This is a genomic window from Nocardia sp. NBC_00403, from assembly GCF_036046055.1.
Taxonomy (GTDB): Bacteria; Actinomycetota; Actinomycetes; order Mycobacteriales; family Mycobacteriaceae; genus Nocardia.
Genome location: NZ_CP107939.1, coordinates 1,532,245 through 1,548,060 on the forward strand (window position 1 = coordinate 1,532,245; position 15,816 = coordinate 1,548,060).

Annotated in this window: 11 protein-coding genes; 4 read left to right on the top strand and 7 right to left on the bottom strand. The window is 67.6% G+C overall.

The genetic code is table 11. From position 1 onward, the window contains the following. Positions 1-50 precede the first annotated feature (50 nt). The 3 genes from OHQ90_RS06600 to OHQ90_RS06610 are packed head-to-tail and all read left to right on the top strand — an operon-like array spanning position 51 to position 4,799. Entirely contained in the window at positions 51-2,831 is a 2,781-nt protein-coding gene (locus tag OHQ90_RS06600; protein ID WP_328412622.1) for a circularly permuted type 2 ATP-grasp protein, read from the top strand. Then, on the top strand, positions 2,828-3,742 hold the full coding sequence (locus OHQ90_RS06605) for a transglutaminase family protein (RefSeq protein WP_328408282.1): 915 nt from the start codon (positions 2,828-2,830) through the stop codon (positions 3,740-3,742). The genes OHQ90_RS06600 and OHQ90_RS06605 overlap by 4 nt, the downstream gene beginning before the upstream one ends. 4 nt (positions 3,743-3,746) lie before the next feature. After that, complete coding sequence (locus tag OHQ90_RS06610; protein ID WP_328408284.1) at positions 3,747-4,799, top strand: zinc-binding metallopeptidase family protein; 1,053 nt, start codon at positions 3,747-3,749, stop codon at positions 4,797-4,799. A gap of 9 nt (positions 4,800-4,808) precedes the next feature. Here OHQ90_RS06610 and OHQ90_RS06615 read toward each other — a convergent pair whose 3' ends face one another. The 5 genes from OHQ90_RS06615 to OHQ90_RS06635 form a co-directional block, all read right to left on the bottom strand. Beyond that, positions 4,809-5,519 carry a type 1 glutamine amidotransferase gene (locus OHQ90_RS06615; protein WP_328408286.1) on the bottom strand — a complete coding sequence of 237 codons (711 nt, stop codon included), beginning with the start codon at positions 5,517-5,519 and terminating at the stop codon, positions 4,809-4,811. Continuing rightward, the gene (locus OHQ90_RS06620; protein WP_328408288.1) at positions 5,516-6,754 is read right to left on the bottom strand and encodes a MurT ligase domain-containing protein; all 1,239 of its coding nucleotides are present in this window, start codon (positions 6,752-6,754) and stop codon (positions 5,516-5,518) included. The genes OHQ90_RS06615 and OHQ90_RS06620 overlap by 4 nt, the downstream gene beginning before the upstream one ends. 38 nt (positions 6,755-6,792) lie before the next feature. Further along, complete coding sequence (locus tag OHQ90_RS06625) at positions 6,793-7,434, bottom strand: pyridoxamine 5'-phosphate oxidase family protein (protein ID WP_328408290.1); 642 nt, start codon at positions 7,432-7,434, stop codon at positions 6,793-6,795. An 83-nt stretch (positions 7,435-7,517) separates the two neighbouring features. Continuing rightward, positions 7,518-9,293: a hydroxysqualene dehydroxylase gene (locus tag OHQ90_RS06630; RefSeq protein WP_328408292.1), complete on the bottom strand. Its 1,776-nt coding sequence runs from the start codon at positions 9,291-9,293 to the stop codon at positions 7,518-7,520. A gap of 305 nt (positions 9,294-9,598) precedes the next feature. Then, positions 9,599-10,576 (bottom strand): EamA family transporter, encoded by a 978-nt coding sequence (locus OHQ90_RS06635; protein ID WP_328408294.1) that lies wholly within the window; start codon positions 10,574-10,576, stop codon positions 9,599-9,601. A 108-nt stretch (positions 10,577-10,684) separates the two neighbouring features. Here OHQ90_RS06635 and OHQ90_RS06640 point away from each other — a divergent pair, with 108 nt between their 5' ends. After that, positions 10,685-11,581, top strand: coding sequence for a LysR family transcriptional regulator (locus OHQ90_RS06640; RefSeq protein ID WP_328412624.1), 897 nt, complete (start codon positions 10,685-10,687; stop codon positions 11,579-11,581). Positions 11,582-11,640: 59 nt separating this feature from the next. On the opposite strand, the gene OHQ90_RS06645 is transcribed toward OHQ90_RS06640, so the two are convergent. Together OHQ90_RS06645 and leuA are read right to left on the bottom strand one after the other, a co-directional pair. Beyond that, positions 11,641-13,263, bottom strand: coding sequence for a MinD/ParA family ATP-binding protein (locus tag OHQ90_RS06645; protein WP_328412626.1), 1,623 nt, complete (start codon positions 13,261-13,263; stop codon positions 11,641-11,643). Between the two features lie 516 nt (positions 13,264-13,779). After that, positions 13,780-15,573, bottom strand: a complete 1,794-nt coding sequence (leuA, locus tag OHQ90_RS06650) for a 2-isopropylmalate synthase (RefSeq protein WP_328408296.1) — start codon at positions 15,571-15,573, stop codon at positions 13,780-13,782. Between the last annotated feature and the right edge of the window lie 243 nt (positions 15,574-15,816).

Below are 15,816 nucleotides of genomic sequence, written 5' to 3' on the forward strand. Positions count from 1 at the left end.
GGCGCGCAACGGCAACCTCTGGCAGCGGAAGTGAGGTCGGCGCGGTGACCATGCGCGACGAAGCGCAGCGTGCGGAGGACCACGAGGGTACCGGCCTCGACGTGCGCGAACAGATCGCCGAACAGTTCGCCCGCTATCGCGCCGAGGGTGTGGACAGTGCGGCCTACGACGAATGCGGCCGCCCGATGAACGGCTACTACGACGAACTGGTCGATGGCGACGGCCGGGTGCGGCGCATGTGGTCGGAGCTCTCCGCCGACTTCGTCGAGCTGGGCACCACCGGGCTCGGCAGGCTCGACAGCCGGGTGCGCAGGCTGATCGACGATGACGGCATCTACTACACCGAGGTGATCTCACCGCAAGATCCGGCGCTTCCGACGCCGTGGCGGCTCGACCCCATCCCACTGCTGGTTTCCGCCGACGACTGGACTCGGCTCGAAGCCGGCCTCGTGCAGCGGTCGCGGGTGCTCGACGAAGTACTGACCGACATTTACGGCGCGCGTCGCACCATCACTTCGGGCCTACTGCCGCCGGAGGTGGTTTTCGGCAGCAACGGCTACGTTCGGGCCGCGCACGGCATCACGGTGCCCGGTCGGCATCAGCTGTTCCTGCACGCCTGCGATATCAGCAGATGGAGTGACGGGCAGTTCCGCGCCATCGCCGACTGGGCGCAGGCCCCGTCCGGCGCGGGCTATGCGCTCGCGGATCGCCGCGTGGTGTCGACAGCGATCCCGGAGGCGTTCGAGCATTCCAATCCACGGCCGCTCACCCCGTTCGCGCGGGCGATGCGGCTGATGCTGATCGAATCCGCGCCGAACGCCGACGACGACCCCGTCGTGGTGGTGCTGAGTCCTGGCGTGCACTCCGAAACCGCTTTCGATCAGGCCTATCTCGCGTCGACATTGGGCTTTCCGCTGGTCGAGAGCGCGGATCTGGTGGTGCGTGACGGCGCGCTGTGGATGCGCTCGCTCGGCACGCTGAAGCGCGTCGATGTGGTGTTGCGCCGCGTGGACGCCGAATTCTCCGATCCGCTGGATCTGCGCCCGGATTCCCGACTCGGTGTGGTGGGTTTGGTGGAGGTGCTGCGGCGCGGCGCGGTGACCGTGGTGAACACCCTCGGCAGTGGGCTGCTGGAGAATCCCGCGCTGCCCGGATTCCTGCCGCAGATCTCGCGAGCACTGCTCGGTGAGGAGTTGGTGCTCGACAGTGCACCCTCGTACTGGGGTGGCGACAACGCCGAACGGTCGCACTTGATCGCGAATCTCGACCGCCTCATCATTCGGTCGACCGTCGACGGCTCGACGAACTTCGGGCCCGAGTTGTCCGCCGAGCAGCGTTCGGAACTCGCGGCGCGGATCGAAGCCCGTGGCTGGCAATGGGTGGGCCAGGACCCCGCCCAGTTTTCGGTGGCTCCTGCCGTCCAGGGCTACGGGGGTCTCGCCGCGTCGCCGGTCGGGATGCGGTTGTTCTCGCTGGCCCGCCGCGGTGGTTATACGGCGATGGCGGGCGGTCTCGGTCAACTGCGACAGCGCTTGCAGCCGGAACGGGTGGTCATCAAGGTTGCCGCCAAAGACATTTGGGTGCGCGCCGCGCCCACCGCTGTCGCCGCCATCGCCGCCGAGCCGGTGCACGAGGAACGCGAGCGCCGCGGCCCCGCCCTCGAAGCCGTCAGCTCGCCGCGCGTCCTCAACGACCTGTTCTGGATGGGCCGCTACAGCGAACGAGCCGAATCGGTGGTGCGCCTGCTCATCGCGACCCACGACCAGTACCAGGACTTCCGCTACCGCCCGTGGCTCGAAGGCGCGGACGCGGTCACGGCACTGATGTCGGCCCTGGCACGAACAACCGGAACGCTCGCGCCGGTCGATGACAGCCCGACGGCCGATTCGACCGATGACCGACAAGATGCGGACGATGTCGACGGGGCGTCGAGCACTGCGGCCAGTAGTTCAGCGCAGCAACAGCAGTCGATGTCAGCGAGCGCGCCGGAACAGGCTGCCAGCGGCGATCGGCCACCGGTCGCGGGGGCCTCGCGAGAAGGATACGAATATCTCGTGCGGCTGACCACCGATCAGGGCACGCCGGGTTCGCTGGCCTTCGCGATCGATCGGTACGAGGCGGCGGCGCGTGCGGTGCGTGATCAATTGTCAGCTGACACCTGGATGATTCTCAGTGCGGTAGATCATGCGTTGATCGAATATCGCGACACCGAGGGCGACCAGGAGGCCGCGTTGTCGGCCGTGCATTCGCTGTCGCTTGCCGCGCTGCTGTCGCTGTCGGGGATCGGCGCCGAATCGCTGGTGCACGACACCGGTTGGTACGTCATGGATATCGGTAAGCGCATCGAACGCGGGATCGCGCTGACCGCGCTGTTGTCGGCGGCGCTGACCGAGACCTATCCAGCGGAGGCCGAGCGGGTGGTGACCGAGGCGGTGCTGCGCGCCACCGAGTCCTCGGTGAGTTACCGTCGGCGCCACCGGGATTCGGTGCGGGTCTCGGCGGTCGCCGGCCTGTTGTTGTTCGACGCGGCCAATCCGCGCTCGCTGGCATATCAACTCGAGCAACTCGAGGTGGACTTCCAGGCGCTGCCCGCGGCGTCCGGATCGTCACGGCCACAACGATTGCTGGCCGACGCGCAACGGATGCTGCGCCGCGTCGACCCGAATGATCTGGACGTCACCGACGCCGACGGCAGGCGTACCGAATTGGCGGAGCTCCTGGAGGGTGTGCACTTGCGGCTGCGGAAGATTTCCGAATCGTTCGAGACCACGAGATTGGCGCTGCCAGTGGGTATTCAGCCGCTGTGGGGCAGCACACGGGTTGTCGGATGATCGGCCGCAAGGATTCCGCTCGTCGCTATCGGGTCGCGCATCGAACCACCTACTCGTACTCCGATGAGGTGAGCAGCTCGTATGGGCGCGCTTATCTCACGCCTCGGCAATTCCCCGGGCAGCGGCTGCTCTCACACGAGATCGACATCGATCCGGTGCCGTCGGATCGGTCGATCGGCACCGACGTCTACGGCAACACCACCTCCTACTTCCATGTCACGGCCGAACATCGAAAACTCGTCGTCACCGGCGCATCCGTGGTCGAGGTGGACATCCCGGACCACACCGACATCGGTCCGGCCGCCGAACCATGGGAGCACGCCCGACCGTCCGCGACCACCGGGCCGCTGGCGGTCGAGTTCACCCTGGACCTGCAACCGCCCGAAATCACTCCCGAAGTCACCGCCTATGCGGCCGAATCCCTGACACAGCGGCGACCGCTGCTGGACGCGGTGCGAGAGTTGAACACTCGAATCCATGCCGACTTCACCTACAGGTCGGGCTCCACCACCGTCTCCACCAAGGTCGCCGATGTGTTCGCCGCGCGCGCGGGCGTCTGTCAGGACTTCGCCAGGATCGGTGTCGCCTGCCTGCGGTCACACGGCCTCGCCGCCCGATATGTATCGGGTTATCTCGCCACCGATCCGCCGCCGGGCAAGGAACGGATGGTCGGCGCCGATGCCACCCACGCCTGGTCGGCGGTGTGGCTGCCGGGCGAGGCCGCACATGATCGGACCGGTCGTTGGATCGCCTTCGATCCCACCAACGATCAGTTGGCCGACGAGCGCTACGTCACCGTCGCGTGGGGTCGTGACTATGCCGACGTGCCACCGTTGCGCGGCATCATCTACACCGACGCCAAGGAAAGCTCTATTACCGTTTCGGTCGATGTCGCACCGGTAGCGGGGTAGCGGCGTGCGCGATTTCACCTGTCCGAACTGCGGCCAGCAATTGGCCTTCGAGAACTCCGTGTGCCTGTCGTGTTCCAGCCCACTGGGTTTCAGCCTCGCCGATCGCGCATTGCTGGTGATCGCCGATGCCACCACCGCGGAGCCGAACGGACATCCGGGCGGCGCGGTGGACGGGCGCAGGTTCCGCCTGTGCGACAACTTGCATGTCGCGCAGTGCAATTGGTTGGTGCAAGTCTCCGATGGTGCAACCGTGTCCGGTGGTCCGGTGCTCTGCGAGTCCTGCCATCTGACCCGCACCCGCCCGCACGACTTCGACGCCGCGGGCCTGCAGGCCTTCGCCGAGGCCGAAGCGGCCAAGCGCCGACTGATCATGGAGTTGGCGGAACTCGGACTGCCGATCGTCGGCCGCGACCAGAACCCGGAAACCGGTCTCGCGTTCGATCTGCTCTCCAGTGCGACAGACAGGGTCACCACCGGACACAAGAACGGCGTGATCACGCTGGATCTCGCCGAGGCGCACGACCCGCATCGCGAGCAGCTGCGCATAGAAATGGACGAGCCATACCGCACCCTGCTCGGCCACTTCCGCCACGAAATCGGGCACTACTACTTCGCGGTGCTCGTCGCTGATGACGAGGCACTGCAACGCTTCCGGGGTCTATTCGGCGACCCGTTCGCCGACTATCAGGCCGCGCTGGATCGTCACTATTCCGAGGGCCCCCCGCCCGGCTGGGACGGCAGCTACGTCTCCTCCTATGCCACCATGCACGCCGCCGAGGATTGGGCCGAGACCTTCGCCCACTATCTGCACATCCGCGACACCCTCGATACCGCGGCGGCTTTCGGCTTCGCACCGGCGGGCGCCACCCTCGACCGCCCGCAAGTAGGCCGTGCGGGCTTCGACAAGATCATCGACCTCTGGCTGCCCCTGGCCTGGGCCCTCAACATGGTCAACCGCTCCATGGGCCACCCCGACCTCTACCCCTTCGTCCTGCCCGACCCGGTGCTGGAGAAGATGCGCCTGGTCCACGAATTGTGTGGCGCCGCGGCCGGCTGAATGCTCCGGTCAGGCCCGCAGGCGTTCTCTGCGGAGTTGTTCGACCTCGGGGAGGTCCAGTGGTGCCAGCTCGGATACGCCGAGGGCACGGGCGAGTAGCAGGTCGGCGAGTTCGGGGTTGCGGGCCAAGGCCGGGCCGTGCATGTAGGTGCCGAGGGTGGAGCCCTGGACGACGCCTTCGAGCCCGTCGCCGACTCCGTTGCCGACACCGCGGGTGACATGGGCGAGGCCGGTCGCGTCGGGGCCGAGTGTGGTTCCGCCGCGGTGGTTTTCGAAACCGGTGAGCGGTGCGGTGAGACCGGCGAGCATGGGCGTGGTCGTTACCTCGCCGATGGCGCGCTTCTGCTGGGGTGCGGTGGTGACATCGATGAGGCCGACACCGTCGACGCGTTCGCCCGACGAGGTCTCATACCAGTTGCCGAGCACCTGGATGGCCGCGCAGATGGCAAGCACCGGTGCGCCTTTCGCCGCAGCCTGCTGTAGGCCGGGGTAGCGCTGCAGATGCCGGGTGGCCAGGCGCTGCGCCGAGTCCTCTGCGCCGCCGAGGGTGTAGATGTCCAGCGAGTCGGGAACCGGGTCGGCCAGGGTGATTTCGACGATCTCCGCGTCGTGGCCGCGCATCCGCAGCCGCTGTCGCAGCACGAGTGCATTGCCGCCGTCGCCGTAGGTGCCCATGACATCGGGCAGCACGAGCCCGATCCGCACTGTCGATTCTGTCATGCCGTCCGCCCCTCCAGGTCGCGGTTGAGATCACGGAACGCGGTGTAGTTCGCCAGCACCTCGACCCGGCCCGCGGGGCAGGAAGCGATGGCGCGCAAGGGATCCGCCACCGTGGTGTGTTCGACTCCGGCGTAGGTGAGGCGCACCGCCAGATCGGTGGCGCGCTCGCCCGCGGCAACCACCTGCACGCCCTCGAAGTGTTCGAAGCGCACGTCCCACAGCCAGGACAGATCCTCGCCGTCGGGCACCTGTCCGTTCACCGCGATCACCAGTCCGGCCGCGGTCGGCTCGATCATCGATAGCGCTTCTTGCCAGCCGGCCGGATTCTTCGCGAGCAGCAGGCGTGCGGTGTGCTCGCCGACCTGCACGGTCCGGTAGCGGCCCGCGATCTCCCGCACCGTTCCGGTCGCGGTCGCCGCCGCTGCCGGGTCGGCGCCGAGCGCGACCGCGGCGGCCACCGCCTGGGCGGCATTGCCGCGATTGGCGCGGCCGGGCAGGGCAAGCCGCAGCGGCAGTCGCAGACCTTCTGGGCCACAGAGCTTTTCGCCGTCGAGCCACCAATCCGGTTCCGGGCGTTGGAAATCTGTGCCGGTGCTGCGCCAGTGCGTGCCCTCCCAGAGGATCGGCTCGCCGCTGCGCGGACAGCTTGTCGCGTCCATCGCCCAGCCGCTGCCCGCAGCCACCCACACCACTTTCGGATGGTCGTAGGCAATGGAGGTCACCAGCACATCGTCGCAATTGGCGATCACCACGGCGTCGGGGTGTTCGGCCAGCCCGGCCCGCAGTTTGCGCTCGATCATGTTGATCTCGCCGACCCGATCCAACTGGTCGCGGCTGAGGTTCAGCAGCACGACGGCGGCCGGATTCAGCGCATCGGTCACGTGCGGCAGGTGCAGTTCATCCACCTCGATCGCGGCCAGCGGCGCGCCGAGATGGGTGCTCAGCGCGGCGACGATCCCGGCGTCCATGTTGGCGCCGTCGGCCTGCGTGGCCACCGCACCGAGGCCGCCCAGCGCGGCCGTGGTCATCCGCGTTGTGGTCGACTTGCCGTTGGTGCCGGTCACCAGCACCGTGCGTTTGCCACGGCCGAGCTGCTCCATCACCGTCGGATCGATCTTCAGTGCGATCAATCCACCGATCATCGAGCCTTTGCCGCGTCCGGCCTTCTGTGAAGCCCAAGACGCCGCGGCTGCCGCTCGCAGTGCAAGCCGCCCACGCACCGAAATATCTGCCACGCCGCGAGTCTATGTGGTGGGCTCGGGACCCGCGCTGGTCAGTCGCGGTAGAGCTTGGCGTTGTAGTTCTCCGGCGAGTAGTAGTGCTCGAGTTCCTCGATCGACTCGGTGATATCGCTGTGGACCTCTTTGACCAGGCAGGCGGGGCTCGGCAGGGTATCGACGGGCCACTGCTGCGGCTCCCACAGGTGGCTGCGAATGAACGCCTTGGCGCAGTGCAGGAAGATCTGCTCGACCTCGACCTCGACCGCGAGGATAGGGCGATGGCCCTTGACCACCATGTCGTCGAAGTAGGGCGCATCACGCACCAGGCGGGCGCGACCGTTGATGCGCAGGGTCTCGCGGCGGCCCGGGATCAGGAACAGCAGGCCGATGTGAGGGTTGGCGAGGATATTGAGGTAGCCGTCGGCACGGCGGTTGCCGGGACGTTCGGGTATCGCGAGGGTCCGATCGTCGAGCACCTGCACGAAGCCGGCCGGATCACCCTTGGGGGAGGCGTCGCAATTGCCGTCGGCGTCGCTGGTGCTCATGATCAGGAACGGCGAGTTCGCGATCCATTCGCGGTCCCTCGGGTGCAGCGTGGTGCGTTCCTTGTTCGCGGCGCGCGGCATGATTTCGCCGAGCAGCTGCCTGAGTTCGGTGGTGCCGGTGATCTCGTCGGTGCCGATGCTCTCGCGCATACTTCGATTGAACACCCGGTAGCGGCAGCGCCGCGATCGAATTCTGTTCCGGTGCGGGGAGATCGATCACACTTGTGCGCGCCTCAGATCTGGACGTCGAACAGGTTCGGTTGTCCCGCGGCATAGCGATCCGCGTCGATGCGACGGAACGGCTCCAATTCGGCGGCGCGATACAGCGTGTACATCCGGCACCGCTCGGCATTCGAGCCTGCCACATCGAGTAGCGCGTTCACCGCGGCCCGCGCGGATTCGTTGGCACCCTCCATGGTCGCGAGGTCGACGTTGGTGCGCACGTAATCGCCTGCCAGGAAAAGGTTTTCCAGCGCACCGTGTGGCTGCGGCCGATACTCCCATGATCCCGCGGTGTTGATGAGCAGCGGATCGGCGTTGGCGTTGCGCTGTTGGTCGGCCTGCCAGGTGATGCCGGGATCGAGGAACCACGAATGCAGATCGGCGTCGTGCAGCACCGCACCGCGGTCGTTGAGGTGCGCGGTCATCTGCGCCCACACCTCGCGTGCGATCTCCTCGCGAGTGCACTCCTTGGCCGGCTTGCCGTACAGCATGCCCGGGGTATTCCAGTCCGAGATGTCGACCGAGAGGCAGTCCTGCACGGTGCCGTCACCGAATTCGGTGAGCTTCCTGGTCCACAGCTGATTCTGGGTGATCGAGGTGAGCGACCACGGCGCATCGATGAAGGCGGTGTGCCCGCGTGAGATATCGGCGGGTGTGCGCAGGTAGAACTGGATGCCGTTCATCCAGTCGACGAACAATCCGTCCATTGCGGACAGGTCGGGCCGGACCGCGAGCACGTCCGGCGACCACAGCGCACGGGCCCGCTCGGCGGACAATGCCACCACGAAGTAGTCGGCGTCGACAGTGCGCTGCACGCCGTTCTCGTCGACGACGCGGGCCCCAGTGATCCGGCGATCGCGCACATCCAGCCCGCACACCTCGGCGCCGAGCGCGAATTGCACGCCGAGCTCACGCAGCCGGCGCACCCACGGGTCGATCCACGTCGCATTCGTCGGTCCGTTCAGCACGCGGTCCAGCGCGCCGTCGTTGCCGATCTCGAAGGGATTGCCGAGGAATTGCTCGCCCATATTGCCGATGGTGCGGACGCTGGCGATATCCTCCTTGGCCGCGACCATGATGCTGGTCAGGGTGCGGGAGAGCAGCGCGCGGAACTCGTGGGAGCGCTGATGTCCGCCGACATAGTCGCGCCAGGACATGTGCTCCCACTGCCCGAACCGGCGCGCGTCGCAGCTGGAGTTGAAGACGAGCAGGCGATCGGCGAAGTACAGACCTTCGGCCGCAGGCATTTTCAGCGCTGTGCTGATGGTCGCACCGACCGTCTCCCGGAACATCTCCGGGCGGAACGCGGTGCGGGCCCGTGGTCCGAGCGGAAGCCGGAAATCGTCGCCGTCGCGCCGGGCGAACCGCGCCTCCGGCACACCGATCAGGTTGTTCCAGACACCGTTCGGATTGCCGGGGAAGGGGATCCGCCGCATCGTGTCCGGAATATGTTGATAGAAGCCGGGAAAGAAACGGAACCCGTGTTCGCCGGGGAGATCCGGCCGACCCGCCGACCCGGTGCCCGGCACCGGAATACTGCGTGCCTTGCCGCCGAGCGCTCGACGCTCATAGACGGTGACCTGAAAACCACGCTCGGCCAGTTCGTGCGCCGCGGTCAACCCGGCGACCCCGCCGCCGAGCACCGCGACCCGCCTGCTGCCCGGACTTCCGGAAGCGGGCGCGGGCTGTAGCCCACCTGCGGTCAATGCCCCCGCTGTCGCCACCCCCGCCGCGACGGTGCCACGAAGCATCGCTCTTCGCGACACGGTCCATCGCTGTTCTGCCATGCGCAACTCTGCTGCCCAGCCTTTTCGGGACTACTAACACGCACTGCACACTGTAAAGCGGCCTATTCGGGGTCTAGCTACCCCACCCTGGTTAACCGCCGCCTGATGGTAAACCTCGGGGCTCTCGGCCGGGGGTGAACGAACGAACCAGCGCTGCCTTCGCGAGCGCTGATCGCCCGGCCCCTCGTGGCGGGACCGGGCGATCTGCACTGGCGCGTGTCGATATCGGCCGGCTACCGGGTAGGGATCGATCCGACGTGAGTCGATCGGTTCGGCATCACCCGGCCCAGCGGTACGACCGTGCGTCAGGCCTCCGCGAGTCGAGGTCGGCCGGCAAGTGTCGGCACCGGTGCTTCCTCGGAGGGGCGTGCAGTAGTCGGCTCCGGCGCTGGTTTGTTCGCGCCGACCCGGCTGCCCGCGGTCGTTGCCGCGAAGGCGCCGGCGATCACGATCAGCCCGCCGAGCACCGACAACACCGAGGGGGTCTCGCCGAGCGCGGCCCAGGCGGCGACGATGCCGACGACCGGGACGAGCAGCGACATGGGCGCGACCGTGCTCGCCGGGTAACGGCTCATCAGGTATGTCCACAGTCCCGAGCCCGCGACCGTACCGAGCACGACGATGTAGGCGAGACCGAGCAGCGCGGGCCAACCGGTGGGGGAGCCGATATCGGTCATGGCATCCAGACCCGTGGTCGGTCCCTCGATCAGTGCGGACAGCGCGAACATCGGGATCGGGGACACCACTGTCATCCACAGGGTGAGATGCAGCGGGTTGACCGCACCACAGGTCATCGCCAGCCGCGAGCCGATATTGCCGAAGGCCCAGCCGAGCCCGCCCGCCAGCGTGAGCAGCATCGGCAGCAGCGGGGCGTGCTGCGCGCGGTCCAGGCCGATCACCGCGATGCCCGCCACCGCGACGGCGATGCCGAGCAGTTGGATCGGCCGCAGCCGCTCCCGCAGGAACAGCGCACCGAGGACGACGGTGAACGGCGCCGAGGATTGCAGCACCAATGAGGCAAGCCCCGTCGGCATTCCGGCTCGCATCGCGGTGAACAGGAACGCGAACTGCAAGATGCCGAATCCGGTGCCGTACAACAGCAACCAGCGCAGCGGCACCTTCGGGCGCGGAATGCAGAACACGACCGGCACCGCGATCACCGCGAAGCGCAGTGCGGCGAAGAAGAAGGGCGGAAAGTGGTCGAGCCCGACCCGGATGGCGATGAAGTTCAGCCCCCAGAGCAGGACGACGGTAAGGCCGAGCAGGCGGTCACGGTTGGTCACGCTTTCTATCGTGAACAGCTCGACTCATAAGAACAATCGAATTAATATGCACTATTTATGTAGCATTACTGAATGGTTACTTCGGACGGCGCATCGGCAGGGCCGCCCATGGCGGTCGAACGCTTGCGGGTGTTGCGCGAATTCGCGGACCGCGGCACTGTCGCGGCCGTCGCGACGGCGCTGTCGATGACACCGTCCGCGGTGTCGCAGCAACTGAAGGTGCTGGCCAAGGAGGCCGGTGTCGCACTGCTCGAGCCCGACGGCCGCCGGGTTCGGCTCACCGACGCGGGGCAGGCCCTCGTGCTGCGCGCCGACGAGGTGCTGGCAGCCATGGACCGGGCCGTCGCCGAGATGGCGCATTATCGGGGCTCGCCGCGCGGGCGGGTCCGGGTGGCGCTGTTCCCGTCGGGTGCCGCACTGCTGCTGCCGTACGTGCTGCCCGCGATGGCCGACAGCGGAGTCGAGGTCGTGGCCGGTGACGTAGACCTGCCGCCATCCGAGGTGCCGCGCCTGCTCGCGGACTACGACATCGTCCTCACTCATCGGGACGAGCGCGCCTCCTCGATCGCCGGTCCACGGGTCACCACCAGGGTGCTCATGCGGGAACCCACCGATGTCGTTGTCGCGCCGACACATCCGCTCGCCGGCCGCACCGAGGTGACCCCCGCCGAGCTCGCCGATGAGACCTGGCTGAGTGTGCGCGGCGGCTTCCCCGTCGACGACGTGCTCCGCTCGATCGCGACCATGACCGGTGTCGAGCCACGTATTGTGCAGCGCCTCAACGATTTCCGGGTAATCGAGACCCTCGTCGCCGCGGACTACGCGGTGGCGCTCATGCCCCGCTTCGCGGTAGCCCACCCCGATCTCGCGGTGCTGCGCCTGTCCGGCGTCCGCGCCGCCCGCCTCTACGAACTGGCCACCCGCCCGCACGCCGAGCAGCGGCCCGCCATCGCCGCCGTGCTGGCGGCCTTCGAATCCGCGGCCCGTCGGGTGACTGCCGAATAGTGCCGCGACAAACAGCGCGGCCCGGCGCAAAAGCGCCGGGCCGCTGAGGTTTCGAACTATTAGTACCGTCCGGGCGGGCCGCCTCGGTGCTGCTGTGAACCGAGGTAACCGAAATCGTCGGCCACCATGGCGGCAAGCTCCAGCAGTGCGCGCCGGGTCGGCTTGCTCACCAATTCCAGGTCGATTTCCGCGCCCTCGGCGAGATGGTCGTCGAAGGGCACCACCTGCACGGCGCGGGTGCGGTCGAGGAACAGCTTGCGCAGCTGGTCGAGGTCGACCGTCGAGGCGCCGCGGCGCGATGCGTTGACCACCACGACGGTGCGCTCGACGAGCTTGCTGTACCCGTGGTGGTCCAGCCAGTCCAGCGTGGCCGATGCGCTACGCGCGCCGTCGATGGCGGGCGAGGTGACAAGCACCAGCGAACTGGCCATGTCCAGCACGCCTGCCATCGCCGAGTGCATCAGGCCGGTGCCGCAGTCGGTGAGGATGATGTTGTAGAACGACTGCAGAATGCCGATGGCCTGGCGATAGTCGGCCTCGCTGAAGGCCTCCGAGACCGCCGGGTCCTGTTCGCTGGCAAGCACTTCCAGCCGGCTCGGCGCCTGCGAGGTGTGCGCGCGGACATCCGAGTACCTGGTGATGTGCTCGTCTTCGAGCAGGTTGCGCACGGTGGATCGGGTCTGGCGTGGCACCCGGTGGCCGAGCGTGCCGAGGTCGGGGTTGGCGTCGATCGCGATCACGCGATCACCGCGCAGCGTCGAGAACGTCGATCCGAGCCCGACTGTGGTCGTGGTCTTGCCGACGCCGCCCTTGAGCGAGAGGATCGCAATTCGGTAGTCACCGCGCACCGGTTGATTCACCCGGTCCACGAGATCGCGGTAGACCACGTCGGCCGCGGATTCGCCGGGATTGACCACACCGCCGGTGGCCTTGTGCACGGCCCGGCGCCAGCCGCTGCGCGGCGCCTTACGTGCGCGCTTGAGCAGGTTCAGGTCGTTGACCGAATGCCCGGGCTGTCCCGGCTGCGGCATGTGCTGCGGCTGAAAGGGCTGCTGCGGCTGATGGGGATTGTGTTCGCCCTGCCAGCCGGGAGGCGGCACTTGGCCGCCCATCGGTCCGGGTCCGGGCTGCCCGAGAGGCGGCTGACCCATGGGCGGGCCGGGCTGCTGGTACATCTGCTGCTGCGGCGGCGCGGGCGGCTGCATCGGCGGGGGCGGCGGCGCCCAGCTGTAGATCGGCCCGCTGCTCTGATCGGCCTGCGGCTGATCCTGCGGCACGCGCCGGACGAGTCCGTCGGGACCGATCTCCTGCCGGTACTCGCTGTAGTTCTGCTGCTCGGGCGCGGGTTGCACCGGATGGCTGCCGCTCTCGGTCGGACCGGCCGGCCCACCGGGCTGATAGGGGCCCGGCTGATACGGCCCTGGCTGGTAGGACTCTGCGTGCGGAATCGGCTGCGGGAACTGCCCGGTGCTGTACGGCGCGAACGGTTCCTGCGCACCGGGCGGTGCGAATCCGTCGGGCGGACCGTAGGACTGCTGCGGCGCGAACGGTTCCTGCGCACCGGGCGGACCGTAGGACTGCTGCGGCGCGAACGGTTCCTGCGCACCGGGCGGTGCGAATCCGTCGGGCGGACCATAGGACTGCTGCGGCGCGGCCTGTGCATACGAGGTGGTCTGGTCCATCGGACCCGCAGCAGGCGGGAAGCCAGCGAACTGCGGCTCCGGTTCCGGCGGCGCGGGCGCGGCCGGTAGCTCGGCAGCGGGCAGGTCCGCCGAATCCGTTGTGGATTCTTGCGCTTCGGCGTCGCCGGACAGCTCGGGCGTGACCTCGGCGGCCGACGGTTCGACCCCCTCGTCAGGCGCTGCGTGGTGTCCGTCGGCTTCGGTGGTGACCTCGGCCGTATCTACCGAATGACTCTGCAGCCAGGGCGGAGAAGTCGGGTTGTGGTCGTTTGTAGTCACAGTTCCCCCATCTGCTCGGGAATTCGAGCAGAGAGCTCGGCGCTTGAGTGCGAACCAACGCTAGCACGGGGTTCGGTGACCCGCCCCGCAGTGCTGACAGCGGACGCGCCAGGCAGACACGCCACTGATGTGGCCCGATTGTCGGTCTCTGCCAACAGGATCGAGAGACGGACGCCCCGGTCGGCGACTATGTCGCGCACCAGGACGTCCGGCTCCTACCGTACTCGTCGACCGAGATCAGTGGGCCCGGTTCACCGCGGAGACCACCCCGCGCAGCGACGCGGTGGTGATCGACGTGGCGATACCGACACCCCAGACCACCTTGTCGCCGATCGCGCACTCCACGTAGGCGGCGGCCTGCGCGTCATCGCCGGCGGACATCGCGTGCTCCGAATAATCCAGCACGCGTACGTCGTAACCGATGGTTGCCAGCGCGTCCACGAACGCGGCGAGCGGCCCGTTGCCGTTGCCGTTGATCTCCTGCTCGACGCCGTCGAGCTTGACGATCGCGGAAATGGCATCGACGCCGCCATCGGTTTCCGACGCGGTCACCTTCTGCCGCATCCGCTCCAGCGGCAGGATCGGGCTCAGGTACTCCTCGGAGAAGACGTCCCACATCTCCTTCGGGGTGACCTCGCCGCCCTCGCCGTCGGTGATCTTCTGCACCGCCTGGGAGAACTCGATCTGCAGCCGTCGCGGCAGCACCAGGCCGTGATCGGTCTTCATGATGTAGGCGACGCCGCCCTTGCCCGACTGCGAGTTGACTCGGATGACGGCCTCGTAGGTGCGGCCGACGTCCTTCGGGTCGATCGGCAGATACGGGACCTCCCAGACGATGTCGTCCACGTCGGAGTCGGCCGCGTCGGCCGTGGCCTTCATCGCGTCCAGGCCCTTGTTGATGGCGTCCTGGTGACTGCCGGAGAACGCGGTATACACCAGGTCGCCACCGTAGGGGTGGCGCTCGTGCACCGGCAGCTGGTTGCAGTACTCGACGGTGCGACGGATCTCGTCGATGTTGGAGAAGTTGATCTGCGGGTCCACGCCGCGCGAGAACAGGTTCATCCCCAAGGTGACCAGGCAGACGTTGCCGGTGCGCTCGCCGTTGCCGAACAGGCAGCCCTCGATGCGGTCCGCGCCGGCCTGGTAGCCCAGCTCGGCGGCGGCGACCGCGGTGCCGCGGTCGTTGTGCGGGTGCAGCGACAGCACGATCGAGTCGCGGCGGGCCAGGTTGCGGCTCATCCACTCGATCGAGTCGGCGTAGACGTTCGGGGTCGTCATCTCGACGGTCGCGGGCAAGTTGATGATCATCGGCTTGGCCGGGGTCGGCGCGATGATCTCGGTGACCGCGTCGCAGACTTCCTTGGCGTAGGACAGCTCGGTGCCGGTGTAGGACTCGGGGCTGTACTCGTAGCGCCAGTTGGTGTCCGGGTACTGCTGCTCGATCTCCAGGCACAGCTTCGCGGCATCGGTGGCGATCTTCTTCACCGCGGCCTGGTCTGCACGGAACACCACACGCCGCTGCAGGACCGAGGTCGAGTTGTAGAAGTGCACGATCACGTTCGCCGCGCCCGCGCACGCCTCGAAGGTGCGCTCGATCAGCTCGGCACGGCACTGGGTCAGCACCTGGATGGTGACGTCGTCGGGGATCGCACCGTCTTCGATGATCTCGCGAACGAAGTCGAAGTCCGTCTGGCTCGCCGAAGGGAAGCCGACCTCGATCTCCTTGTAGCCCATCCGCACCAGCAGGTCGAACATGCGGCGCTTGCGGGCGGGGCTCATCGGGTCGATGAGCGCCTGGTTGCCGTCGCGCAGGTCGACGGCACACCAGCCGGGCGCGCGATCGATGATCTTGTCCGGCCAGGTGCGGTCGGGCACCGCGATCGGCTCGACCTCCTCGGCGAAGGGCCGGTACCGGAAGGTCGGCATCGAGGAGTTCTTCTGGGTGTTCCAGCCGGGCTGGTCGGCCGGGGCGGGCTTCGACGGCGAGGCGATGGTGCGCGAGCCGGATACGAAGACATCAGCGGTGGACATACGGTTTCTCCGAGTGGGTGTGGTGGATCCCATATATACGGGTCGACCGGCGCGGCAGAACCCCGCGACGGGAGGCCGGTCCGATCAGACCCCGTCGCGGCGGCTGAGAAGAAGTGCCCGCTGCATGATGTCCGGGAGTTTACCGTGTCGCGATGCGGGCCCGAAAGCCCGGTCCTGTCATCCGGTCATCCGATGTTGCCGATAGCGTTCCGACCGGGCATACACACGCTTGTACGGACTCGG